The organism is Stenotrophomonas sp. GL_111, assembly GCF_057835245.1.
The window spans coordinates 828,900-850,739 of record NZ_CM174421.1 but is presented as its reverse complement, the minus strand read 5'-3'; the positions used below and the strand labels follow the sequence as shown (position 1 = coordinate 850,739).

Below are 21,840 nucleotides of genomic sequence, written 5' to 3'. Positions count from 1 at the left end.
ACTTTCATTGCACCGTCACGGTCATCGGACAGGTTTTTCTGTCCTTCGCGACTGTCCTGCCGTCATTGCTGGACTATTGCTTGCGCAACAAGAACTTAGCGCGCCCTGCCCTGCCTACGCGCAGATCAACGGCAGCGGGCTGCACGGTTCTGCCGGCTGCGGGCCTTCTAGAGTCACTGCTCTGTCTTCGTTCTGAGTGTGAGGCGAGCGTTGGGGCCCCCTTGGTGGCTGGCAGGCGCCCCAGCCCTCTGCACCGCAGGGCCTTACACGGAAAAGCTGCGCCGTGAACTTTCCAACGGAGGGCAGAAGAACCCCAAAAAAAAGCCCGCCTGTTGCCAGGCGGGCCTTGAATCACACCGGTGCGGGCGCCGCTCAGGCGTCCAGGCGCACCAGCCAGCCATGACGGTCCGGCAGACGACCGTACTGGATGTCGGTCAATTCCTTGCGCAGCGACATGGTCACTTCACCGGCCGGCGCATTGATGTCGCCCACCGCGAAGCCTTCGCCCTTGAGCTGGCCGATCGGAGTGACCACCGCGGCGGTGCCGCAGGCGAACACTTCGGCGATCTCACCGGAGGTCACGCCCTGCTTCCACTCATCGATGGTGACCTTGCGCTCCTCGACCTTCATGCCGCGGTCGCGGGCCAGCTGCAGGATGCTCTCGCGGGTGATGCCTTCCAGGATGCTGCCCGACAGCGCCGGGGTCACCAGCGTGCCGTCCTTGTAGACCAGGAACACGTTCATGCCGCCCAGTTCTTCCAGGTACTTGCCTTCGACCGGGTCCAGGAACAGCACCTGCGAGCAGCCCTGCGCCTGCGCCTTCTGCTGCGGCAACAGCGAGGCGGCGTAGTTGCCACCGCACTTGGCCGCACCGGTGCCGCCCTTGGCCGCACGCGCGTATTCGGTGGACAGCCAGATCGACACCGGAGCCACGCCCTTGGCGAAGTACGGGCCAGCCGGGCTGGCGATCACGTAGTAACCGGCCTTGTGCGCGCCGCGCACGCCGAGGAAGGCTTCATCGCCGATCATGAACGGGCGGAAGTACAGGCTGGATTCGTCGGCCGACGGCACCCAGCTGGCGTCCACGGCGATCAGCTGCTTGAGCGACTCCACGAAGATATCCACCGGCAGTTCCGGCAGCGCCAGACGCTGCGCCGAACGCTGCAGGCGGCGGCCGTTGGCGTCCGGGCGGAAGGTCCAGATCGAACCATCGGCGTGGCGATAGGCCTTGATGCCCTCGAAGATTTCCTGGCCGTAATGCAGCACCGCCGCGGCCGGGTCCAGCTGCAGCGGGCCATACGGGCGCACGCTGGCGTTGTGCCAACCGGTGTCCTTGTCCCAGCGTACTTCCACCATGTGGTCGGTGAAGTGCAGACCAAAACCGGGGGCGGCCAGGATGCGCTCGCGCTCCTCGCTGCTGCGCGGCTGGGCGGAACGGGTGGTGCTGAAGCTCAGGGAAGACTGGGACACCGGATATTTCCTGTTCTGGTTACGGGGAACACCAACACCACCGCTGCGCGGCGGCGCGGCGGTTACAACATGCCGGTCTCAAGCCGGGCGGCCTCGGACATCATATGCCGGCCCCACGGCGGGTCGAACACCAGCTCGACGTCGGCCTCGGCCACCGTCGGGATCATTTCCAGCTTGCTGCGCACATCGTCGATCAGGATCTCGCCCATGCCGCAGCCGGGCGCGGTCAGGGTCATCTTGATGTCGACCTCGCGCTGGCCATCGTCCAGGTGCTTGAGATCCACTTCATAGACCAGGCCCAGGTCGACGATGTTGAACGGGATTTCCGGGTCGAAACAGGTGCGCAGCTGTTGCCACACCAGCTTCTCCACTTCCTCGTCGGAGGCGTTTTCGGGCAGTTCCAGCGCCGGCGGCGGCTCTTTGCCGATGGCATCGCCATCCTTGCCGGCGATGCGGAACAGATTGCCTTCGACAAACACGGTATAGCTGCCACCCAGAGCCTGGGTGATGTAGCCATAGCTGCCAGCGGGCAGCGTGACCGTTTCGCCCTGCGGGACCATGACGGCCTCGCAGTCGCGTTCGAAGTGGACAGGTTCACTGCTACGGGAATACATGTGGATCGATATGGGGGTCGCGGCCAATTCCCGCAAGGCGGCCATTTTAGCCCAGCCGCAGGTCACGCGCCGCCCGGCCCGCAAGCCGGTATCCTGTGGACACTCACAGGAAGATTGCATGTCATCCACGTCCGTGCCTGTCCGGAGCCACCACTGGCTCTGGCCCCCGATGTTGCTGCTTGGTGTCGTCACGGCCACGTTGGCCTGGTTGTTCATCGCCCTGCTCAGCGGCCGCCAGGCCGGCTGGATGGCGGTTCTGGTGGCCCTGGATGTCGGCTTCATGCTGCGCCTGGGCAGCCTGCGCGCCGGTACCCTTCGGGTGTCCTTGACCCTGGCGGCCACCCTGCTGGTGGCGCTGGCGGCCAACTGGGGCATCGCCTCGGCCTACCTGGGCGGCTCGATGGGCCTCAATCCGTGGGATTCAGCGTTGCGGATGGGGCCGTTCCTGGCCTGGACCCTGATCCAGCTGTCCAACGGTGTGGTGGAAGTGCTGTGGCTGGGCGTGGCACTGGTGATCGGCTGGTGGATCGCCCGGTAGCGGCAAGGCCACGCAACGGGTAGTGTCGGCCGCTGGCCGGCGGCTCCCCGCGCACCAATCGCACGTTCGGGCATCGCGTGGCGCCGGCCAACGGCCGGCACTACCCTGCTTCTGCTTGGGGCATGACGCGGTTCGGCGCATCAATGGCCGCCGTCGAGCGCCTTCAATTCGCTGACCAGCGCGCTGGCCGCACCGGCGCCATCGCCGTACAGCATGCGCGCGTTGTCGGCGTAGAACAGCGCATTCTCGATGCCGGCAAAGCCGGTGCCCTTGCCGCGCTTGATCACCACCACGTTGCGCGCGTTGACCACATCCAGAATCGGCATGCCGTAGATCGGGCTGGCCGGGTCGGTGCGCGCCACCGGGTTGACCACGTCGTTGGCGCCGATCACCAGCACCACGTCGGTGTTGGGGAACTCGGGGTTGATGTCGTCCATGTCGGCGATCAGGTCGTAGGGCACGCCCGCTTCGGCCAGCAGCACGTTCATGTGCCCGGGCATGCGCCCGGCGACCGGATGGATCGCGAACTTGACCTTGATGCCGCGCTCGATCAGCCGCTGCGCCAGCTCCCACACCTTGTGCTGGGCCTGGGCCACCGCCATGCCGTAGCCGGGCACGATCACCACGCGTTCGGCGAAGGCCAGCATGGCCGCCACGTCGCTGGCCTCGATCGGCTTCTGCGCGCCGGTGATTTCCTGCGCGGTGCCACCGCCGCCGAAGTTGGAGAACAGCACGCCGCTGATCGGCCGGTTCATCGCCTTGGCCATCAAGCGGGTCAGCAGGATGCCGGCCGCGCCGACCATCATGCCGGCGATGATCAAGGCCTCGTTGCCCAGCACATAGCCTTCAAACGCCACGGCCAGGCCGGTGAACGCGTTGTACAGCGAAATCACCACCGGCATGTCGGCACCGCCGATCGGCAGCGTCATCAACACGCCCAGCGCCAGCGCGACCACGAAGAAGCTGACGATGGCCACCGGGCTCAGGCTGATCCCGGCCCAGATGCCCAGCACCACCATGGCCAACGCCACCAGCAGGTTGAAGGCCTGCTGGCCGGGGAACGTAACGCGCCGATCCAGCCGACCGTCGAGCTTGGCCCAGGCAATGATCGAACCGGACAGCGACACCGCGCCGATCGCCGAGCCGATGATGGCCAGCACCAGCACCGTGGATGAGGGCTGGCGCGCGGCCAGCTCGGCCAACGCCTGCTCACTCCAATGCGAGGTATCGCGGTTGGCCAGGAACGAGAAGCGCAGCAGTTCCACCGCACCGATCGCCGCGGCCGAGCCACCGCCCATGCCGTTGTACAGCGCCACCATCTGCGGCATGTCGGTGATGGCCACGCGCTTGGCCGACCACCAGGCCACGCCGGTGCCGATCACCACCGCGGCCAGGATCAGCGGGATGTTGTGCAGTTCGGGCAGGAAGAAGGTCGCCACGGTGGCGATCAACATGCCCAGCCCGGCCCAGCGGATGCCGCTGCGCGCGGTCATCGGCGAGGCCATGCGCTGCAGGCCGAGCAGGAACAGGGTGGCCGCGACCAGGTAGCTGGTCTGCACCAGCCACTGCAGCAGTTGCGCGGTACTGATGTTCAAGGTGCCTTCTCCCCGCTGCCGCGCTTGGCGCTGGGCTTGAACATGTCCAGCATGCGCTCGGTGACCACGTAGCCACCGGCGGCATTGCCGGCACCGAGTACCACCGCGATGAAGCCGATGATCTTCTCCAGCGGCGTCTGCGCGTGCCCCAGCACCACCATCGCACCGATCAGCACGATGCCGTGGATGAAGTTGGACCCGGACATCAAAGGGGTATGCAGGATCACCGGCACCCGTGAAATGATCACGTGGCCGGCGATTGCGGCCAGCATGAAGATGTACAACGCCACGAACCCGTCGCTCATTGCTGTCTGTCTCCCAGGCGGTGATCCCGTCCCCCGCATCATAACCATGCGCTGAACCATTCTGCAGGCCGGTCAACCGATCCGGTGCCGGTGCGTTGTCACTGTATCCCCCCTGCGCGAGCGCTACTCTGTGCTGGTGAGCCCCACCCTACCGTCGCTGCCCGTCGAGGCCGACGCCGCGCTGCCGGTGTCGCTGGATGCGTTCCTGGCCGGGATCGGCCCGCGCGCGTTCCGTTTCGCCGAGGCCGGCCTGCGCCAGCGCGACGACGCGCTGGATGCAGTGCAGGACAGCATGCTGAAGATGCTGACCTACCGTGAAAAGCCCGCCGCCGAATGGGCGCCGCTGTTCTGGAGCATCCTGCGCCGCCGGGTGGTCGACCTGCAGCGCCGCCGGGGTTTCCGCCTGCGCTTCTGGCGCAGCAGTGAGGACACCGGCAGTGAGCACGACATCGACTGGGCCGACCACGCCCCCGGCCCGGCCCAGGCCCACGAACAGCGCGAGCAGTACGCGCAGCTGGTGCAGGCGCTGCGCCAATTGCCGGCCCGCCAGCGCGAAGCCTTCACCCTGCGCGTGCTGCAGGAACTGGACGGCGCTACTACCGCCACGGCCATGGGCTGCAGCGAAGGGGCGGTAAAGACCCATCTTTCGCGCGCCCGGCAAGCGCTGCAGCAGCATCTGGAGAATCCGCAGTGAACCGTCATCCCGTCCCGCCCCTGCACGACGACAGCGCCCTGCAGCAGCTGCATGCCCAGGCACTGGGCAGCCTGTCACCGGCCACCCTGGCCCGGCTGCGCAGTGCCCGCCAGGCCGCCCGCCCACGCGCCCGCGCGCACGGCTGGTGGATGGCGACCGCCTGTTCGGCGGTGGCCGCGCTCGCCTTGGGCTACAGTTTCACCGCCAACCCGCCCAGCGCCCCGCCGACGGCCACCCTGACCACAGCGATGGACGACAACAGCGACGTTCTCGACGAGAATCCCGATCTGTACTTGTGGCTGGGCGGTACCGACCTGGCAATGGAGTGAATGATGAAACCGCGACTGACCCTGGCCTTGTTGCTGCTGTCGATCAGCGCTGCGGGCTGGGCCCAGACTTCAACCACGCCGCTGCCCGATTGGGAGCGGCTGACCCCGCAGCAGCGTGAAGCGCTGATCGCTCCGGTGCGTGACCGCTGGAACGATGCGCTGGCGCCGCAGCGCGAACGCATGCTGCAGCACGGCCAACGCTGGCAGAGCATGACGCCCGAGCAGCGTGAGCTGGCCCGGCGCGGCCGCCACCGTTTCGAAAACATGTCCCCGGAGCAGCGCGAGCAGGCCCGCGCGTTGTTCGCGCAGATGCGTGAATTGAGCCCGGCCCAGCGCCAGGAGCTGCGCGACCGTTGGGCCAGGATGAGCCCGGAACAGCGCCAGGACTGGCTCAAGGCCAACCCGGCCCCGGAACGGTCGGAGCGGTCGGAGCGGTCTTCGCCGCCTCGGCACTGACATTCGACGGGTGAAGTTGCGCGGCTGGCGCCGCGATAGCCATGCATGGCATGGCTCTACCTGTGGTGTCGGGCGCATTCCAGGTGCCACGTCATGGTGCCTGGGTAGCGCCACGCCATGCGTGGCTGCGCCTCAGCCCTCGGCGACCCAGCGGGTCTTGGCCAACAACTCGTCGTCCCAGTCGAAATTGACCGCGCCGTCCTTCAGGAACAGCGCGACGAAGTTGTACACGTTGCGCGCGTACATCTCGCTGGCATGCACCGCGCCGAGGCTGGCCAGGTTGAGCGGGCCATCAATGGTGACGCCCTGCAGGTCGATGGTTTCGCCGGGGCGGGTGGCCTCGCAGTTGCCACCGGTCTCGGCCGCCAGATCCACGATCACGCTGCCCGGCTTCATGCCCTGCACCATCGCGGTGCTGAGGATCTTCGGCGCCGGGCGCCCGGGCACCGCCGCGGTGCACACCACCACGTCGACCAGCCGCAGGTGCTCGCCCAGCCGACGCTGCTGTTCGGCACGCTCGTCTTCGGTCAGCGGCCGCGCATAGCCACCTTCGCCCACCGCGCTGACGCCCAGGTCGAGGAACTTGCCGCCAAGGGATTCAATCTGCTCGCGGGTTTCCGGGCGCACATCGAAGCCCTCCACCTGCGCGCCCAGCCGGCGTGCCGTGGCAATCGCCTGCAGCCCGGCCACACCGGCACCCACCACCAGCACCCGCGATGGGCGGATCGTGCCGGCGGCGGTGGTCAGCATCGGGAAGAAGCGCGGTGCCAGCTGCGCGGCGATCAGGGTGGCCTTGTAGCCGGCCATGCCCGCCTGCGAACTGAGCACATCCATCGACTGCGCGCGCGTGGTGCGCGGCAGGCGCTCCAGCGGGAACGCCTGCAGTCCGCGTGACTGCATCATGCCCGCGCGGGCCGCATCGGCCTGCGGATGCAGCATGCCCACCAGGCTGGCGCCGGCCTTGAGCTGGCCCAGCCGCGCGGTGTCCGGCGGCTGCACGCACAGCACGATGTCGGCCTGTGCCAGGCGCGCGTCATCGGCCGCCTGTGCACCGACGTCGAGATAGGCTTGATCGGGAAAGCCGGCGGCCTGTCCGGCGCCGGGTTCGAACCACACCGTCGCGCCGAGCGCGGCCAGCTTGCGCGCCGTTTCCGGCGTCATCGCCACGCGCCGTTCTCCCGGCGCGCTTTCCTTTACCACCAACACCTCGACAGCCATGCCTGTCCCCGACGATCAGCGGAATGTGGGGCTGATCGTAACCTGATCGGTGGGCGCTGGGGACCGCAGGTGCCTCAATGCACAGTGGCGTTCTTGTTGTCCAGGCGGTCGATCACGCCCTGCATGGCGCTGTCAAAGGCACCATCGTCGATATGCGCGCGCAGCCGGCCCAGCCGCACCATCACCGCCAGCTCCTCCGGCGAGGCCACGCAGAAGCGCACGCCACGACGGTTGACGAACAGCAGGCGCGAGGAGATCGGGCTGACCCAGGACAGCTTGCCGGCCTGGACCTTGCCATCCTTGTCGACGAAATCCAGCCAGCTGCCAATTTCCAGCCCACGGAAGCGGTCGGCATCGGCATTGTCGAAATCGCTGACATCCACCTTGCTGCCCAGTTCCACCGCCGCACTTTCCTGGGTCGGCGGTACCGGCAAGGCCACCTGCGGCAGTTCCGGCAGCGCGCGTTCCAGTTCGGGGCGCGATTCGGCAATGGACTGCAGCGTGTCGTGCAGGGTATCGATCGCCGTAGTGGCAGCATCGGCATGCACACCGACACTGGCAAACACCTTGCGCAGCGCCGGTTGCCAGGCCTGCAACCAGGGCTTGCCGACGATCTGGCGGCGCGCTTCGGCCACCTCTTCCAGCAGGCCGTCAGCCAGCGCCAGCGCTTCGCCCACCGACGCGCCGTCTTCGCCTTCGCGCAGCACGGTCAGGGTCAGGTGGTGCTGCCACGGCTGGCGCAGGAACTCACCGATTGCCTGTGGCAGCGTCGCATCGGCGATGCGGCGGTCCAGCTCGGCGGCAGAGCGGCTTCGGGCCATCTCCAGTTTTTCCTGGCCGCGCTGGGTTTCGGCGGCACGTCGCTCGGCGATTTCGATCCGGCGTCGATGCTGGGCCAGGAAATCGCGGAATTCTTCTTCCAGGGTGAGGAAGATCGCCAGGTTCTCGTTGAACTCGGCCACCAGGCGCTCGATGATTTCCTCGACCTTGCCCATCAGCACGCGCTCGGCCTGGCTTTCGCCGGTGTTGCCTTCGCAGGCTTCGGCCAGCGAATTGAGCAGCTTTCGCGCCGGATGGGTCTTCTGCACGAACATGCGGCGGTCGAGCATGGCGACCTTGACGAAGGGCACCACCAGCCGACCGATCAGCTCGCGCGAGCGGCCTTCCAGGTCGCGCTCGTCCAGCATCACATCGAACAGCATGCCGACCAGGTCGATCGCATCCTCATCCTGCGGGTCCAGCCGCGCCTGGGTCGGATCGACCCCGAGCCGGGTGGCCCCGGACAGCACTTCACTCTTCAGGCGCTGCGCCAGCGATTCACCGTCCTCGCCGATCGCCGCGCGCAGGGTCGCGCTCGGGGTGGCCTGCAGCAGCGACAGCACCGACATCATTTCGCGCTGGCTGAGCGGACGTTGCTGGCCCACCGCCACGCTGGCCGCCGAGGTGGCGTCGTCACGTACGTGGCGGGTCTGCTGCAACAGTTCGTGCAGGGCTTCGAGCAACATGCCCTGGCTGCCGCTGAGGCCATCCGGGCCCTCGCCCGCACTCTCGTGCCCGGCGTGACCGGACTGCATGCGGCCGCGGCTTTCGGCCCAGCGCTCGGCAAAGCGGCGCGCCCAGGCCGGTGCAGCACCATCATCGGCGGCACCGGCAGCGCCCTGCGCTTCGGCATCCAGTGCCTCCACCAACTCGTCCAGCTCGTGGCGGGGCGCCGGCGCACGCGGTGGTGCGCGCCGCGGGGCGGACATCTGCGGCATCACCCCCGCCGCGGCCAGTTGTTCGTCCAGCTTCTCGTAGCGCTTGCCGATCGGGGCGTGCAGGTCACGCTCGCACAGCTTGATCAGCACCAGGCGCACTTCAGGAGCCAGTTCACAGTCGGCAAAGGCCTCGTGGATGGCCACACCGATGTGCTCGGGGCTGATCGGGTTGCTGTCGGCATTCAGTTCCAGGCCGCCGGCGATCCAGCCCAGGCGGCGGTCCAGCCGCCCCAGCACCGGCTTCCAGTCGCGCAGCAGCACGGTGGCAAAATTGCGCACCGCCAACCGCGACTCCAGCACGTGTTCGGGGACCAGGCTCAGGCCGTCTTCGATCTGCCCGGCCAGGGTCGCCTCGGCCGACAGCGGTTCACGCGCCTCCAGCCCGGCCCAGGCCTGGGCCAGGTGGGTGCGGAAGCCGGCCACGATGTCCTCGCGGCGGCGACGCAGTTCACGCATGCCGTCCAGGAACAGCAGCTGCGACGCGCCAGCGGTACCGGCACGGTCGAACAGCACGTCGTCGAAGCGGGCCAGCACGGTCGCGAACGACTCGGCCAACGCGGGCAGCACGGCCTCGCGGGCAAGCTTCAACAGCGCCGGGTCATGGCCCGGCTGCCCATTGGGCGTAGCGATCATGCGAAAAGGCTCCCCACCTTCGCAGGTACAGAATGCAGCATGGAAACGAAGAACATCGGAACCCCCCAGGCCCCCATGTTCGTGTGGCAGGTCGGCCCACCGGTCTGGGACAGTGCAACAGTCCGCACGTTAAACCTCATGACCGGGGTACCGGCAGGCCTTGTATCGTAAGGCCAGCGCCGCGTGGAAGCGAGTACAGCCACGTGAAGGAATGCCGTTCATTAGGTGATGTTCATCACGGTTCGTCGCAAATCGTATCGAGATGGCCCCAGGTCGCGTCACAAACCGCCGTAACCAGGCGACGCCTATAATCGGCACACCGTGAAACCTGATTGAGCCCCCATGCCCGAATCCCCTGCGCTGCAAGCCCTGGACGCCCGTCGTTCGGTCCCCGCCAAGCAACTCGGCGAGCCCGGCCCCGACCCGGCCACCGTGCTGCGGATGCTGGCGTCGGCGGTGCGCGTGCCCGACCACGGCAAGCTGGTGCCCTACCGTTTCCTGCAGATCGCCCGCGATGCGCGTCACAGTCTGGGCGCCTTCCTGGCCGCCCGCAGCCTGGAGCGCGACCCGCACATCGCCGAGGCCGCGCTGGAGAAGGATCGCCAGCGGTTCTCGCATGCGCCGCTGGTCATCGCGGTGATCAGCAGCGCCCGCCCCAACCCCAAAGTGCCCGAGCAGGAACAGCTGATGACCGCCGGCTGCGTGTGCTTCGCACTGCTGCAGGCCGCGCAGGCGATGGGCTTCGGCGCACAGTGGCTGACCGCCTGGATGGCCTTCGATCCGGCCGTGCACGCCCACCTGGGCCTGGCCGCGCATGAGGGCATCGCCGGTTTCATCCATATCGGCACGCCGCGCACCGCCGCGCCCGAACGCGACCGCCCGGACCCGGCCACGCTGCTGCAGGACTGGGTGGGCTGAGATGTCCGAACCCGGCACCGTGACCTCGCCCCTGCGGCCACCGCTGTACCTGGTGGATGCCAGCCTGTATGTGTTCCGCGCCTGGCATTCGATGCCGGACGAGTTCCAGGACCAGCAGGGCTGGCCGACCAATGCCGTGCACGGCTTTGCCCGCTTCCTGCTCGACCTGCTCGAACGCGAGCGCCCGCGCCACATCGCCATCGCCTTCGACGAGGCGCTGGACAGCTGCTTCCGGCACCGCCTGTATGCCGCCTACAAGGCCAACCGCGACCCCGCCCCGGATGCGCTGCGCCGCCAGTTCGCGCACTGCAAGGCGCTGTGCGGCGCGCTCGGGCTGGCCGTGCTGGCCCACCACGAATACGAAGCGGATGACCTGATCGGCAGCGCACTGCATGCGCGTCGCCAGGACGGCATGCGCGGGGTGATCGTCTCGGCCGACAAGGATCTTTCCCAGCTGCTGTTCGAACAGGACGAGCAGTGGGACTACGCGCGCAACCAGCGCTGGGGCATGGCCGGGGTCAAGGCCCGCCACGGCGTGCACGCGCACCAGATCGCCGACTACCTGGCGCTGTGCGGCGACGCGGTGGACAACATTCCCGGGGTCACCGGCGTGGGCGCCAAATCGGCCGCCGTGCTGCTGGCCCATTTCGGCAGCCTGGACACCCTCTACGCGCGCCTGGACGAAGTACCGTTCCTGCGCCTGCGCGGTGCGGCACAGATGGCGGTGCGCTTGCGCGAACAGCATGAGCACGCCCTGCTGTGGCGGCAGCTGACCACCATCGCGCTGGATGCGCCGCTGGACAGCAACCAGCCCGACTTCACCCGCGGCGGTGCCGACGCACAGATGCTGCAGGGCCTGTGCGACGCGCTGCGGTTCGGCCCGCTGACCCGCCGCCGCCTGTTCAGTGCCGCCGGCCTGACCGATTCCTCCTCCGTTGCCAGCGAGTTCGCATGAGCCCCAACACGCAAGCCCCCAAGGTCGTCTACGAAGGCAAGTACCAGCGCATGGTCGTGCGCGGCACCTGGGAATACAGCGAGCGCACCCACGCCGGCGGCCTGGCCGCGATCATCATCGCGGTCACCCCGGACGACAACGTGCTGTTCGTCGAACAGTTCCGCGTGCCGCTGCAGGCCAACACCATCGAGATGCCGGCCGGCCTGGTCGGTGACATCGACGCCGGTGAATCGATCGAAGTTTCGGCGGTGCGCGAGCTCGAAGAGGAAACCGGCTGGACCGCCGCGCATGCCGAGGTGCTGATGATCGGCCCGACGTCCTCCGGCGCGAGCAGCGAGCAGATCGCCTTCGTGCGTGCCACCGGCCTGCGCAAGATCGGCGACGGCGGTGGTGATGCCAGCGAGGACATCACCGTGCACGAGATTCCGCGTGCCCGCGCGGCGGCATGGCTGGTGGAGAAGATGGGCGAAGGCTATGCGCTGGATGCCAAGCTGTGGGCCGGGCTGTGGATGATCGAACACCATCTGGACGGCACGCCCCGTGGCTGATGCCGACGCACACGGGTTGCCGGCGTTGCTGGGTCCCCACGACCCGGCGATCCATACGATCCACCGCGCGCAGGGCCGTTCTCCGTACCTGCTGCTGGCCGACCACGCCGGTCAGCAGATTCCGCACGCGCTGGCCGGGCTGGGCCTGTCGCAGGCCGAGCGGGACCGCCATATCGGCTGGGACATCGGCATCGCCGGGGTCACCCGTGCGCTGTCGGGGCTGCTCGATGCCTGGGCGATCGAGCAGACCTACTCGCGGCTGCTGATCGACTGCAACCGGCCCCTGGCCTCGCCGACGCTGATCCCCGAGGTCAGCGACCACACCCACGTGCCGGGCAATGCCGGTTTGTCAGCGGCGCAGCGCGAGCAGCGCATCGCGGCGATCCACGCGCCGTACCATGCGCGCATCGATGCCGAACTGGACGCGCGCCGCGATGCCGCGCGGCCCACGTTGCTGGTGATGATGCACAGCTTCACCCCGCTGATGAACGGCGTGCAGCGGCCCTGGCATGCCGGCGTGCTGTACCACCGCGACACCCGCTTCGCACATGCGCTGCTGCAGGCGCTGCGCGGGGAAGGCGACCTGGTGGTGGGCGACAACGAACCGTATTCGGTGAGCAGCACCAGCGACTACGCGGTGCCGGTGCACGGCGAAGGCCGCGGCCTGGTGCACGTGGAGCTGGAGATCCGCCAGGACCTGATCGCCGATGCGGCCGGCCAGCAAGCCTGGGCGCAGCGGTTGGCACGCGTGTTCACCGCGCTGCAGGGCGAGCTCCTTGCGGGTTGATCCGGTGCGGTGAACGTTTGACGGACGCATGACGCGCGGCTTCGTTCCGGCAGGCCGCGCGGTGAGGCATCTGCGCGGCTGCGCCGCGATAGCCACGCATGGCGTGGCGCTACCTATGGGCCGTGGACGCATCGCGTGGGCGCTGGGCGTCACGCCTCTGCGTTGCAGGGTTCCGGCGGCGCGACGATGGCTTGCTGCGGCCGCAGCCACAGGCCGACCACCACACCGAGCAACGCGAACAACGCGGCGCCGTATTGGGCGTTGACCAGGCCCTGCAGGGCTTCGGGACTGGTGCCGGCCGCGGTCGCGCTGCGCCCGGCGTTGGCCAGCATCACCAGCACCGCCAAGCCCAGCGCGCCGCCGATCTGCTGCGCAGTGGCCGCCATGCCCGAGGCCACGCCCTGCTGCGCGGCCGGCACGCCCTGCCCGGCCACGATCCACATCGCCGTCCAGGTCATGCCCTGACCGATGCTCAGCACCACGATGCCCGGCAGCAACGCCCAGTAGCTGGCGCCATACGGCAGCGCGATGGCCACGGCGGCGATGCCGACCGCGCCGGCGGCCATGCCCAGCGACAACACCTGGCGCGGCGAACGGCGGATCAGCATGCGCTCGGTGATGCGGATGCCGAAGGTGCACACCAACGTCGGCGGCAGGAACGCCAACCCGGCCTGCAGCGCGCTCCAGCCGTAGCCGTCCTGGAAGTACAGCGCCAGGAAGTAGTACTGCACGCCGAAGCTGCTCATGAACAGCATCGTCAGCAGCATCGCCGCCCGCAGGCTGCGCAGGCGCAGCAGCGCGAACTGCATCAATGGGTCGCGGCTGCGCTGCTCGATCTGCACGAACACCACCAGCAGCACCGCCGACAGCACCAGGCAGCCCAGCGTGCGTGGCGCCAGCCAGCCCCATTCCGGGCCCTGCACCAGGGTGGTCACCAGCAGGCTGCCGCCGAGGGTGACGGTCAGGCAGCCGGCCAGGTCGAACGAGCGCCCGGCCTGCGGCGCGGGATCGCGCGGCAGCCACCAGCCGCCCAGCAGCGCGCAGGCACTGGCGAAGGGCACGATCACCAGCAGCACCGAGGACCAGCCAAAACTCTGCGTCAGCACGCCACCGAGCAAAGTGCCCAGGGCCAGGCCACCGGCGCTGGCCATCGACCAGATCGCCAGCGCGCGGTTGCGCGGCGCGCCTTCGGCGTAGAGCGTGTTGATCAGCGACAGCGTGGCCGGGAACAGCAACGCCGCACCGATGCCCTGCACCGCGCGGGCGGCGATCAGCAGCCAGGCGCTGTTGCTGAAGCCACCGACCAGCGAGGCCAGCGCGAACAGCGCCATGCCCACCCGGTAGATGCGGCGGCGGCCGAGCAGATCGGCGGCGCGGCCACCGAGCAGCAGGCAGCCACCGAACGCGACGGTGTAGCCGCTGACGATCCACTGCAGCTGCTGCGCATTGATCTGCAGCTGGACCCCCATCTCATGCAGGGCCACGAAGATGATGGTGGCGTCCAGCGCGATGATCAGCTGGGCCATGGCCAGCAGGGTCAGCGCCAACCGTGGCGGGAAATAGGGGGAGGAGTTGGTCATGCCAATGGGAGTGCGTGGGGAGGCGGGCAGTCTCATTGATGACCAGAGACAAATAAACCCGGATACTTCGATTTCTGCCATGCATTTTCGCATCAATCGAGGACCGCCGTGGATCTCAACGCCGTGCGCATGCTGGTCCAGGTGGCCGAGGCCCGCAGCTTCACCGTGGCCGCCGGCCAGCTGGGCATCAGCCAGTCCGGGCTGTCACGCGCGATCGGGCGGCTGGAACAGGAACTGGGGGTGCGCCTGCTCCACCGCAGCACCCGCCATGTCAGCCTGACCCCGGATGGGCGTGAGTTCGTGGCGCATTGCACGCCGCTGCTGTCCGGGCTGGACGACGCCGAGCGCCGCCTGGGCGACCGCCCCTGTACGCCCTCAGGCGTGTTGAAGTTGACCGCGCCGTCGATGTTCGGGCGCAAGGTACTGGTGCCGCTGGCCGGGCAGCTGATGGCCGCCTATCCCCAGTTGCAGTTCGAGCTGGTGCTCAACGACCGGCTGGTGGACCTGGTCGAAGAAGGCTTCGATGCGGCCTTGCGGACCGGGCCGATCAGCGATGTGCGCATGGTCGCGCGACCATTGCGGCCGTTGCACTGGGTGACCGTGGCCTCACCGGCCTACGTGGCACGCCATGGCGCCCCCGCCACGGTCGATGCGCTGCAGGACCACACCTGCCTGGCGGTGCGCAACCTGCGCAGCGGGCGGCTGGTGGACTGGCAGTTCCGCGAGCATGACGGCCAGCTGCGCGACGTCACCCCACCGGCGCGGATGGTGTTCGACAGTGGCGACCCGCTGGTGGAAGGGGCGTTGGCCGGGATCGGGATCGTGCAGGTGATGGATTTCGCGGTGGCCGACGCGCTTGCTGCGGGACGGCTGCAACGCGTGCTGCAGCCGTTTGAAGGACGCAGCCGGGGGTTGTCGCTGGTGTACCCGCCCTCGCGGCAGGCGTCGCCCAAATTGAAGGTGCTCGCCGAAGCATTGCTGGCCGGCCAATGGTAGAGCCACGCCATGCGTGGCTGCGCTTCGTTCCGGCATCGGGCGAGGTGAAGCATGTGCGCGGCGTTGCCGCGCCAGCCACGCATGGCGTGGCGCTACCCATCGGCCTCGGTGCGGGTGCGGGCGCGGGTGGATTTCCCGCGCCCGCCTCGATCAGGCGAAGCTGTCGGTGGCGCGTACCAGCGCGTCCACATTCTCGGCCTCGAAGGCCGAATGGCCCGAGGCCGGGCTGATTTCCAGCGTCGACTTCGGCCACGCCTTGTGCAGTTCCCAGGCGCTCTGCAGCGGGCACACCACGTCATAGCGGCCGTGCACGATCACACCGGGGATATCGGCGATACGGTGCGCGTCGCGCAGCAGCTGTTCTTCCACCTCGAAGAAACCGCCGTTGACGAAGTAGTGGTTCTCGATACGGGCGAAGGCGAGCGCGAACTGCGGGTCTTCGTGGCTGTTCACGAAGTCCGGGTCCACATGCAGGAAGCTGGTTGCGCCTTCCCACACGCTCCATGCCTTGGCCGCGGCCAGGCGGGTGGCTTCGTCCTCACTGGTCAAACGGCGATGGAACGCCGAAATCAGGTCATGGCGCTCCACCGCCGGAATCGGCTTGAGGTAGTGCTCCCACGCATCCGGGAACAGGCGGTTGGCACCTTCCTGGTAGAACCATTCCAGCTCCCAGCGGCGCAGCATGAAGATGCCGCGCAGCACCAGTTCGGTGACCTGCTGCGGGTGGGTCTGTGCATACGCCAGCGCCAGGGTGGAGCCCCAGCTGCCGCCGAACACCTGCCAGCGATCCACCTTCAGGTGTTCGCGCAGTTTCTCGATATCGGCGACCAGGTCCCAGGTGGTGTTGTCGACCAGGTCCGCGTGCGGGGTGGAGCGACCGGCGCCGCGCTGGTCGAACAGGATGATCCGGTACTTGGCCGGGTCATGAAACTGGCGCATCTTCTCGCTGCAGCCGCCACCCGGGCCGCCGTGCAGCATCACCACCGGCTTGCCGTCGGGGTTGCCGCACTGCTCGAAATACAGCGTATGGCGGTCGTCGACCTTCAGTGTGCCGACGTCGTAAGGGGTGATGGCGGGGTACAGCGTACGCATGACAGAACTCCATGTGGAATGACAACCACCCTCGGCGCGCGCATGACGCAGGCGGCGACGCCGTGCGGTGGAGGGGGTCATTCTAGCCTTGCCCGGCCGGCGGCCCGGCGTCAGTCAGTGGCCGAGACAGCCCAGGCTCACCCGGTCGCGCTGCTCCAGATCCTGCGCGGTGCCAACCTGCGCGAAACCGGCCTGCTGGAACAGCGCGCGGATCGCCGCACCCTGGTCCCAGCCGTGCTCGATCAGCAACCAGCCACCGGGCCGCAGGTGCGCGCCGGCACCGTCGATGATCTGGCGGATGTCGTCCAGCCCATCGATACCGGAGGCCAGCGCGGTGGCCGGCTCATGGCGCAGGTCGCCCTGCTGCAGATGCGGGTCATCGCTGGCGATGTACGGCGGATTGCTGGCGATCAGGTCGAAGCGCTGGCCCTGCAGCGGCGCATACCACGGGCCCTGCACGAAACGGACGTTGCCGAGCGCGTGCGCCTGCGCATTGCGCGCGGCCACCGCTAGCGCGGCAGCGCTGAAGTCGGTGGCAGTGAGCTGCGCCTGCGGACGTTCGCTGGCCAGCGCCAGCGCGATCGCGCCGCTGCCGGTGCCCAGGTCGGCCACCTGCAGGGGCGTGTCCACTGGCAGGCGCGCCAGCGCCAGCTCGACCAGCAACTCGGTTTCCGGGCGCGGGATCAGGGTGGCCGGATCGACCTCCAGGTCCAGCGTCCAGAAACCGCGGCGGCCAACCAGATAGGCGACCGGCTCACCGGCCACCCGCCGCGCCAGCAGCGCCTGGAAGGCGGCGGCGGCCTCTGGCGCGACCGGGTCAGTGGCATGCGCGAACAGCCAGCTGCGCGCGCGCCCCAGCACGTGCAGGAGCAGCAGCTCGGCTTCGTGGCGGCCCTCGACCCCGGGCAGGGCGACGGCCGCCTCGGCAAGCAACTGACGGATGTCTCGCGGGGCGACGGTCATGGTGAAGGCGCAGGCGGAACGGCCGCGCAGTTTAGTCCACCGGATCGGACATCGCCGGACGGCGGTGGCGACAGCGGGCGGCGCCTGCGCAGGCGCAAATACATTGAATAGATGAACTGCGGAGCCAATATCGATATCTGGCCACTATCGAAATGACGCTCAGATCGCGGCAACGGCGGGCCGACGCTGAGATATTCGTTCAGCTTTCATCGCATTCGGATAAACACCGGCTATTGCTGCGATCAGCGGACGTCCCCGGGCAGTCATTGTGCTGCAACGCTTCTGGCCGATATCGGAGGGAGCATTCATCGCAGGATCAGCCCAATTTGATAGCCTGCATCTATCGTATAGATGCAATCAATGGATTGTCCTTATGGGAAAGGAGCCGCTAACCTGTGTTGGTCGCTTCACCCACCCCCTTCACCAAGAGGAATACCGATGTCGCTCATCAATACGCAGATCAAGCCGTTCGAAGCCAACGCCTACCAGAATGGCGAGTTCATCAAGGTCTCCGACAGCACCCTGAAGGGCCAGTGGTCCGTGCTGATCTTCATGCCGGCCGCATTCACCTTCAACTGCCCGACCGAGATCGAAGACGCGGCTGACCATTACGCCGAGTTCCAGAAGGCCGGTGCCGAGGTGTACATCGTCACCACCGACACCCACTTCTCGCACAAGGTGTGGCACGAAACCTCGCCGGCCGTCGGCAAGGCCCAGTTCCCGCTGGTCGGCGACCCGACCCACCAGCTGACCAACGCCTTCGGCGTGCATATCGCTGAAGAAGGCCTGGCCCTGCGCGGCACCTTCATCATCAACCCGGAAGGCGTGATCAAGACCCTGGAGATCCACTCCAACGAGATCGCCCGTGACGTCTCCGAGACCCTGCGCAAGCTGAAGGCTGCCCAGTTCACCGCCGCCAACCCGAACCAGGTGTGCCCGGCGAAGTGGAAGGAAGGCGAGAAGACCCTGACCCCGTCGCTGGACCTGGTCGGCAAGATCTAAGCCGTACCCCACTCCCATTCCCGTTTCGGCGGGAGTGGGGGTGAACCGAAGCCCGTGCCCGTTCGCGCGGCCTCCGGTTCACCCCTACGCTGCGCAGGTGCATCCTTGGGGTGCGTCGACGCCGACCGCTTGCCTGAATCAAGGAGTTTTTCGATGTTGGATGCCAACCTCCAGTCCCAGCTCAAGACCTACCTGGAACGCGTCACCCGCCCGATCCAGATCACGGCGCATGCGGATGACAGCGCCAAGTCGCAGGAAATGCTGGAGCTGCTGAACACCCTGGTGTCGTTGTCGACGCAGATCACGCTGGAGGTGCGCCGCGACAACAGCGCGCGCACGCCGTCGTTCGCGCTGACCACCCCGGGCCAGGACATCCACCTGGCCTTTGCCGGGCTGCCGATGGGGCATGAGTTCACCTCGCTGGTGCTGGCGTTGCTGCACGTTGGCGGGCACCCGTCCAAGGCCACCGCCGAGCTGATCGAACAGGTGCGCAATCTGGAGGGCGAGTTCAAGTTCGAAACCTACTTCTCGCTGTCCTGCCAGAACTGCCCGGACGTGGTGCAGGCGCTGAACCTGGCCGCCGTGCTCAACCCGCGTATCCAGCACGTGGCCATCGACGGTGCGCTGTTCCCGGCCGAGGTCGAGGCCCGCCAGATCATGTCGGTGCCGACCGTGTACCTCAACGGCGAAGTGTTCGACCAGGGCCGCATGACCCTGGAGCAGATCGTGGCCAAGCTGGACACCGGCGCCGCCAAGCGCGATGCCGAGAAGATCGCCACCAAGGCGGCCTTCGACGTGCTGGTGGTCGGCGGTGGCCCGGCCGGTGCCGCCGCGGCGATCTATGCCGCGCGCAAGGGCATCCGCACCGGTGTGGCCGCGGAGCGTTTCGGCGGCCAGGTACTGGACACCATGGCGATCGAGAACTTCATTTCGGTCAAGGAAACCGAAGGCCCGAAGCTGGCGACCGCACTGGAACAGCATGTGCGCGAGTACGACGTGGACATCATGGACCTGCAGCGCGCGACCGCGTTGAAGCCGGCCGGCGATGATGGCCTGGTCGAAATCGTGCTGGAGAACGGCGCGTCGCTGAAGTCGCGTTCGGTGATCCTGTCCACCGGCGCGCGCTGGCGGCAGATGAACGTGCCCGGCGAAGACCAGTACCGCAACAAGGGCGTGGCGTACTGCCCGCATTGCGACGGCCCGCTGTTCAAGGGCAAGCGCGTGGCGGTGGTCGGCGGCGGCAACTCCGGTGTCGAGGCGGCGATCGATCTGGCCGGCCTCGTGACGCATGTGACCCTTCTGGAATTTGATGACAAACTGCGCGCCGATGAGGTCCTGCAGCGCAAGTTGCGCAGCCTGGGCAACGTCACCATCATCACCAGCGCACTCACCCAGGAAGTCCTGGGCGATGGCCAGAAGGTGACGGGCCTGGTCTATCACGACCGTGTCGGTGGCGATGCGCACCGGGTCGAGCTCGAAGGCATCTTCGTGCAGATCGGGTTGCTGCCCAACACCGAATGGCTGAAGGATTCGGTGGCGCTGTCGCCGCGTGGCGAGGTGATCATCGATGACCGCGGCCAGACCAGTGTCCCGGGTGTGTTCGCGGCAGGAGATTGCACTACCGTTCCGTACAAGCAGATCATCATCGCGATGGGTGCCGGCTCCACGGCCGCACTGAGCGCCTTTGATCATCTGATCCGCACGTCCGTTCCCAAGAGCAGCGGTGCTGTTGCCGAAGCTGCCTGAAACGTCCGGTTCCCGGTTCGCCGGGAACCTTGTATTTCTGCTGGGTAAGCCACGCCGTCACCCGGTCCATTACCGCTTAGAGGTCTAAGGAATGAACCTACGTGATCTGAAATATCTGGTGGCGCTGGCCGACCACAAGCACTTCGGCCGCGCTGCGGCGGCGTGCTTCGTCAGCCAACCCACCCTGTCCACGCAGATCCGCAAGCTCGAGGATGAGCTGGGCCTGCCACTGGTCGAACGTGCGCCCCGCAAAGTGATGCTGACCCCGGCCGGGGTCGAGGCCGCGGCGCGTGCACGCACGATCGTGGCCGAAGTGGAACAGATGAAGGAAGCGGCGCGACGCAGCCGCGATCCGGAGGCCGGGACGGTGCGGCTGGGGATCTTCCCCACGCTGGGGCCGTACCTGCTGCCGCATGTGATTCCGAGTATCCGCGAACGCTTCCCGCAGCTGGAACTGCTGCTGGTGGAGGAAAAGAGCGACGAGCTGCTGGCCCGTCTGCGCGAAGGCAAACTCGACGCGGCGCTGCTGGCGCTGCCGTTGGACGACGACCAGCTGCATGCCGAGTTCCTGTTCGAGGAGCCGTTCCTGCTGGCGGTGTCCGGCCAGCATCCGCTGGCGCGCCGCCATCACCTGGACGTGCAGGAGCTGTCCTCGCAGAAGCTGCTGCTGCTCGAAGATGGCCACTGCCTGCGTGACCAGGCCCTCGCGGTTTGCCGGTTGTTCGGGGCCAACGAGAAATCCGAATTCCGCGCGACCAGCCTGGAGACCCTGCGGCAGATGGTGGCCGCCGATGTCGGGATCACCCTGTTGCCGACGCTGTCGGTGAAGCCGCCGGTGCCGCGTTCGGACAACATCCGCCTGCTCGATTTCAGCGGCGATGACCGGCCGAGCCGGCGCATCGCCATGGCCTGGCGGCGCAGTTCGGCGATGACCGGGTTCCTGGAGCAGCTGGCACAGCAGTTCAAACGCCTGCCGCAGGAGCTGTTCACGCTGGACAGTGGCGACTTCGCAGTCTCCCCGCAGGCCGCGCCGCAGCGCCCGGCCTGAGGCCCGCTGAACCGGCTGCAGCGGCCGGTGCGGGGGACGGGTCGCATCCGTCTTCGATAGGCAGCACAATAGAACACAGGCGGCGCCAGCAGGCGCCGCCTTTTGCATGGGCCATCATCAATCGCAAGGAGCTTCACATGTCCACTTCCAGCGGACTGCCCCCGTCCATCATTGTTTCCAGCCACGACATGGATCGCCTGGACGCCATGCTCGAATCGCCCGCGGTCAGCCAGACCCCGGCGGCGATCGCGTTGTCCAAGGAGTTGAACCGGGCCACCGTGGTGGCGCCTGAAGAAATGCCCGAGGGCACCGTCATGATGCATTCGCGGGTGGAATGCGAAGATGAGCTGCAGAACGAAAAGCACGTGCTGACGCTGGTCTACCCGCGCGAAGCCGATGTCGAGCAGGGCAAGGTGTCGATTCTTGCACCGGTGGGCACTGCCCTGCTGGGCCTGTCGGTCGGCCAGACCATGGATTGGGATGCACCGGGTGGCCGCAAGCTGCGCCTGCGCGTGACGGCGGTCCACAACCAGCCCCACGCCTGATTCTTCCCTGCCGCGCACCGCGCAGGTCCCACGTTCCGTACCAGGAGTTGC

22 protein-coding genes are annotated in these 21,840 nt (G+C 67.6%); 13 read left to right on the top strand and 9 right to left on the bottom strand.

Translation table 11 applies throughout. The features are described from left to right. Window positions 1–372 precede the first annotated feature (372 nt). The gene (locus AC3IPM_RS03790; RefSeq protein WP_489302618.1) at window positions 373–1,470 is read right to left on the bottom strand and encodes a branched-chain amino acid aminotransferase; all 1,098 of its coding nucleotides are present in this window, start codon (window positions 1,468–1,470) and stop codon (window positions 373–375) included. 62 nt (window positions 1,471–1,532) lie between these two features. Next, a complete protein-coding gene (gene sufT, locus AC3IPM_RS03785; protein WP_489302617.1) occupies window positions 1,533–2,084 on the bottom strand; it encodes a putative Fe-S cluster assembly protein SufT in 552 nt (183 codons plus the stop codon). A 118-nt stretch (window positions 2,085–2,202) separates the two neighbouring features. Here sufT and AC3IPM_RS03780 point away from each other — a divergent pair, with 118 nt between their 5' ends. Further along, window positions 2,203–2,622 carry a hypothetical protein gene (locus AC3IPM_RS03780; protein WP_489302615.1) on the top strand — a complete coding sequence of 140 codons (420 nt, stop codon included), beginning with the start codon at window positions 2,203–2,205 and terminating at the stop codon, window positions 2,620–2,622. 140 nt (window positions 2,623–2,762) lie between these two features. Here AC3IPM_RS03780 and AC3IPM_RS03775 read toward each other — a convergent pair whose 3' ends face one another. Further along, window positions 2,763–4,217: an NAD(P)(+) transhydrogenase (Re/Si-specific) subunit beta gene (locus AC3IPM_RS03775; protein WP_489302614.1), complete on the bottom strand. Its 1,455-nt coding sequence runs from the start codon at window positions 4,215–4,217 to the stop codon at window positions 2,763–2,765. Next, window positions 4,214–4,522: an NAD(P) transhydrogenase subunit alpha part 2 gene (locus AC3IPM_RS03770; RefSeq protein ID WP_489302613.1), complete on the bottom strand. Its 309-nt coding sequence runs from the start codon at window positions 4,520–4,522 to the stop codon at window positions 4,214–4,216. Before AC3IPM_RS03770 ends, AC3IPM_RS03775 begins: the two co-directional genes overlap by 4 nt. A 130-nt stretch (window positions 4,523–4,652) precedes the next feature. On the opposite strand from AC3IPM_RS03770, the gene AC3IPM_RS03765 reads away from it, so the two are divergent. Genes AC3IPM_RS03765 through AC3IPM_RS03755 form a run of 3 tightly spaced genes read left to right on the top strand, consistent with a single transcriptional unit; the run spans window position 4,653 to window position 6,001 of the window. Next, the gene (locus AC3IPM_RS03765) at window positions 4,653–5,216 is read left to right on the top strand and encodes an RNA polymerase sigma factor (RefSeq protein ID WP_489302612.1); all 564 of its coding nucleotides are present in this window, start codon (window positions 4,653–4,655) and stop codon (window positions 5,214–5,216) included. Continuing rightward, a complete protein-coding gene (locus AC3IPM_RS03760) occupies window positions 5,213–5,545 on the top strand; it encodes a hypothetical protein (RefSeq protein ID WP_489302610.1) in 333 nt (110 codons plus the stop codon). The genes AC3IPM_RS03765 and AC3IPM_RS03760 overlap by 4 nt, the downstream gene beginning before the upstream one ends. Beyond that, entirely contained in the window at window positions 5,546–6,001 is a 456-nt protein-coding gene (locus AC3IPM_RS03755; RefSeq protein ID WP_489302609.1) for a DUF3106 domain-containing protein, read from the top strand. Between the two features lie 132 nt (window positions 6,002–6,133). Here AC3IPM_RS03755 and AC3IPM_RS03750 read toward each other — a convergent pair whose 3' ends face one another. Together AC3IPM_RS03750 and AC3IPM_RS03745 are read right to left on the bottom strand one after the other, a co-directional pair. Continuing rightward, window positions 6,134–7,219 (bottom strand): NAD(P) transhydrogenase subunit alpha, encoded by a 1,086-nt coding sequence (locus tag AC3IPM_RS03750; protein ID WP_489302608.1) that lies wholly within the window; start codon window positions 7,217–7,219, stop codon window positions 6,134–6,136. A gap of 74 nt (window positions 7,220–7,293) precedes the next feature. Beyond that, window positions 7,294–9,609 (bottom strand): DUF1631 domain-containing protein, encoded by a 2,316-nt coding sequence (locus tag AC3IPM_RS03745; RefSeq protein ID WP_489302607.1) that lies wholly within the window; start codon window positions 9,607–9,609, stop codon window positions 7,294–7,296. A 342-nt stretch (window positions 9,610–9,951) separates the two neighbouring features. Here AC3IPM_RS03745 and AC3IPM_RS03740 point away from each other — a divergent pair, with 342 nt between their 5' ends. The 4 genes from AC3IPM_RS03740 to AC3IPM_RS03725 are packed head-to-tail and all read left to right on the top strand — an operon-like array spanning window position 9,952 to window position 12,817. Further along, window positions 9,952–10,527, top strand: a complete 576-nt coding sequence (locus AC3IPM_RS03740; protein WP_489302606.1) for a nitroreductase family protein — start codon at window positions 9,952–9,954, stop codon at window positions 10,525–10,527. Between the two features lies 1 nt (window position 10,528). Continuing rightward, window positions 10,529–11,482 carry a 5'-3' exonuclease gene (locus AC3IPM_RS03735; protein WP_489302604.1) on the top strand — a complete coding sequence of 318 codons (954 nt, stop codon included), beginning with the start codon at window positions 10,529–10,531 and terminating at the stop codon, window positions 11,480–11,482. After that, window positions 11,479–12,030, top strand: coding sequence for an NUDIX hydrolase (locus AC3IPM_RS03730; protein WP_489302603.1), 552 nt, complete (start codon window positions 11,479–11,481; stop codon window positions 12,028–12,030). Before AC3IPM_RS03735 ends, AC3IPM_RS03730 begins: the two co-directional genes overlap by 4 nt. Next, window positions 12,023–12,817, top strand: coding sequence for an N-formylglutamate amidohydrolase (locus AC3IPM_RS03725; RefSeq protein WP_489302602.1), 795 nt, complete (start codon window positions 12,023–12,025; stop codon window positions 12,815–12,817). Before AC3IPM_RS03730 ends, AC3IPM_RS03725 begins: the two co-directional genes overlap by 8 nt. 149 nt (window positions 12,818–12,966) lie before the next feature. Here the strand turns inward: AC3IPM_RS03725 and AC3IPM_RS03720 are convergent, their stop codons facing one another. Beyond that, window positions 12,967–14,397 (bottom strand): MFS transporter, encoded by a 1,431-nt coding sequence (locus AC3IPM_RS03720; protein ID WP_489302601.1) that lies wholly within the window; start codon window positions 14,395–14,397, stop codon window positions 12,967–12,969. A 108-nt stretch (window positions 14,398–14,505) separates the two neighbouring features. Here AC3IPM_RS03720 and AC3IPM_RS03715 point away from each other — a divergent pair, with 108 nt between their 5' ends. Further along, a complete protein-coding gene (locus tag AC3IPM_RS03715) occupies window positions 14,506–15,393 on the top strand; it encodes a LysR family transcriptional regulator (protein WP_489302600.1) in 888 nt (295 codons plus the stop codon). 150 nt (window positions 15,394–15,543) lie between these two features. Here the strand turns inward: AC3IPM_RS03715 and pip are convergent, their stop codons facing one another. Together pip and prmC are read right to left on the bottom strand one after the other, a co-directional pair. After that, a complete protein-coding gene (gene pip, locus AC3IPM_RS03710; protein WP_489302599.1) occupies window positions 15,544–16,485 on the bottom strand; it encodes a prolyl aminopeptidase in 942 nt (313 codons plus the stop codon). Between the two features lie 114 nt (window positions 16,486–16,599). Then, window positions 16,600–17,448 (bottom strand): peptide chain release factor N(5)-glutamine methyltransferase, encoded by an 849-nt coding sequence (gene prmC / locus AC3IPM_RS03705; RefSeq protein ID WP_489302598.1) that lies wholly within the window; start codon window positions 17,446–17,448, stop codon window positions 16,600–16,602. Between the two features lie 438 nt (window positions 17,449–17,886). On the opposite strand from prmC, the gene ahpC reads away from it, so the two are divergent. From ahpC to rnk, 4 genes are all read left to right on the top strand, one after another. Continuing rightward, window positions 17,887–18,450: an alkyl hydroperoxide reductase subunit C gene (ahpC, locus tag AC3IPM_RS03700; protein ID WP_068849365.1), complete on the top strand. Its 564-nt coding sequence runs from the start codon at window positions 17,887–17,889 to the stop codon at window positions 18,448–18,450. A 153-nt stretch (window positions 18,451–18,603) separates the two neighbouring features. Next, window positions 18,604–20,196: an alkyl hydroperoxide reductase subunit F gene (gene ahpF / locus AC3IPM_RS03695; RefSeq protein WP_489302597.1), complete on the top strand. Its 1,593-nt coding sequence runs from the start codon at window positions 18,604–18,606 to the stop codon at window positions 20,194–20,196. A 91-nt stretch (window positions 20,197–20,287) separates the two neighbouring features. Beyond that, the gene (gene oxyR, locus AC3IPM_RS03690) at window positions 20,288–21,244 is read left to right on the top strand and encodes a DNA-binding transcriptional regulator OxyR (RefSeq protein WP_489302596.1); all 957 of its coding nucleotides are present in this window, start codon (window positions 20,288–20,290) and stop codon (window positions 21,242–21,244) included. 137 nt (window positions 21,245–21,381) lie between these two features. Beyond that, the gene (gene rnk, locus AC3IPM_RS03685; RefSeq protein WP_489302595.1) at window positions 21,382–21,789 is read left to right on the top strand and encodes a nucleoside diphosphate kinase regulator; all 408 of its coding nucleotides are present in this window, start codon (window positions 21,382–21,384) and stop codon (window positions 21,787–21,789) included. Window positions 21,790–21,840: the final 51 nt, after the last annotated feature.

Coding starts and splice junctions, on each gene's coding strand:
- AC3IPM_RS03755 (WP_489302609.1), top strand. CDS start 5,546: ATGATGAAACCGCGACTGACCCTGGCCTTGTTGCTGCTGTCGATCAGC.
- AC3IPM_RS03740 (WP_489302606.1), top strand. CDS start 9,952: ATGCCCGAATCCCCTGCGCTGCAAGCCCTGGACGCCCGTCGTTCGGTC.
- AC3IPM_RS03730 (WP_489302603.1), top strand. CDS start 11,479: ATGAGCCCCAACACGCAAGCCCCCAAGGTCGTCTACGAAGGCAAGTAC.
- oxyR (WP_489302596.1), top strand. CDS start 20,288: ATGAACCTACGTGATCTGAAATATCTGGTGGCGCTGGCCGACCACAAG.
- AC3IPM_RS03780 (WP_489302615.1), top strand. CDS start 2,203: ATGTCATCCACGTCCGTGCCTGTCCGGAGCCACCACTGGCTCTGGCCC.
- rnk (WP_489302595.1), top strand. CDS start 21,382: ATGTCCACTTCCAGCGGACTGCCCCCGTCCATCATTGTTTCCAGCCAC.
- sufT (WP_489302617.1), bottom strand. CDS start 2,084: ATGTATTCCCGTAGCAGTGAACCTGTCCACTTCGAACGCGACTGCGAG.
- ahpF (WP_489302597.1), top strand. CDS start 18,604: ATGTTGGATGCCAACCTCCAGTCCCAGCTCAAGACCTACCTGGAACGC.
- ahpC (WP_068849365.1), top strand. CDS start 17,887: ATGTCGCTCATCAATACGCAGATCAAGCCGTTCGAAGCCAACGCCTAC.
- pip (WP_489302599.1), bottom strand. CDS start 16,485: ATGCGTACGCTGTACCCCGCCATCACCCCTTACGACGTCGGCACACTG.
- AC3IPM_RS03750 (WP_489302608.1), bottom strand. CDS start 7,219: ATGGCTGTCGAGGTGTTGGTGGTAAAGGAAAGCGCGCCGGGAGAACGG.
- prmC (WP_489302598.1), bottom strand. CDS start 17,448: ATGACCGTCGCCCCGCGAGACATCCGTCAGTTGCTTGCCGAGGCGGCC.
- AC3IPM_RS03770 (WP_489302613.1), bottom strand. CDS start 4,522: ATGAGCGACGGGTTCGTGGCGTTGTACATCTTCATGCTGGCCGCAATC.
- AC3IPM_RS03745 (WP_489302607.1), bottom strand. CDS start 9,609: ATGATCGCTACGCCCAATGGGCAGCCGGGCCATGACCCGGCGCTGTTG.
- AC3IPM_RS03720 (WP_489302601.1), bottom strand. CDS start 14,397: ATGACCAACTCCTCCCCCTATTTCCCGCCACGGTTGGCGCTGACCCTG.
- AC3IPM_RS03735 (WP_489302604.1), top strand. CDS start 10,529: ATGTCCGAACCCGGCACCGTGACCTCGCCCCTGCGGCCACCGCTGTAC.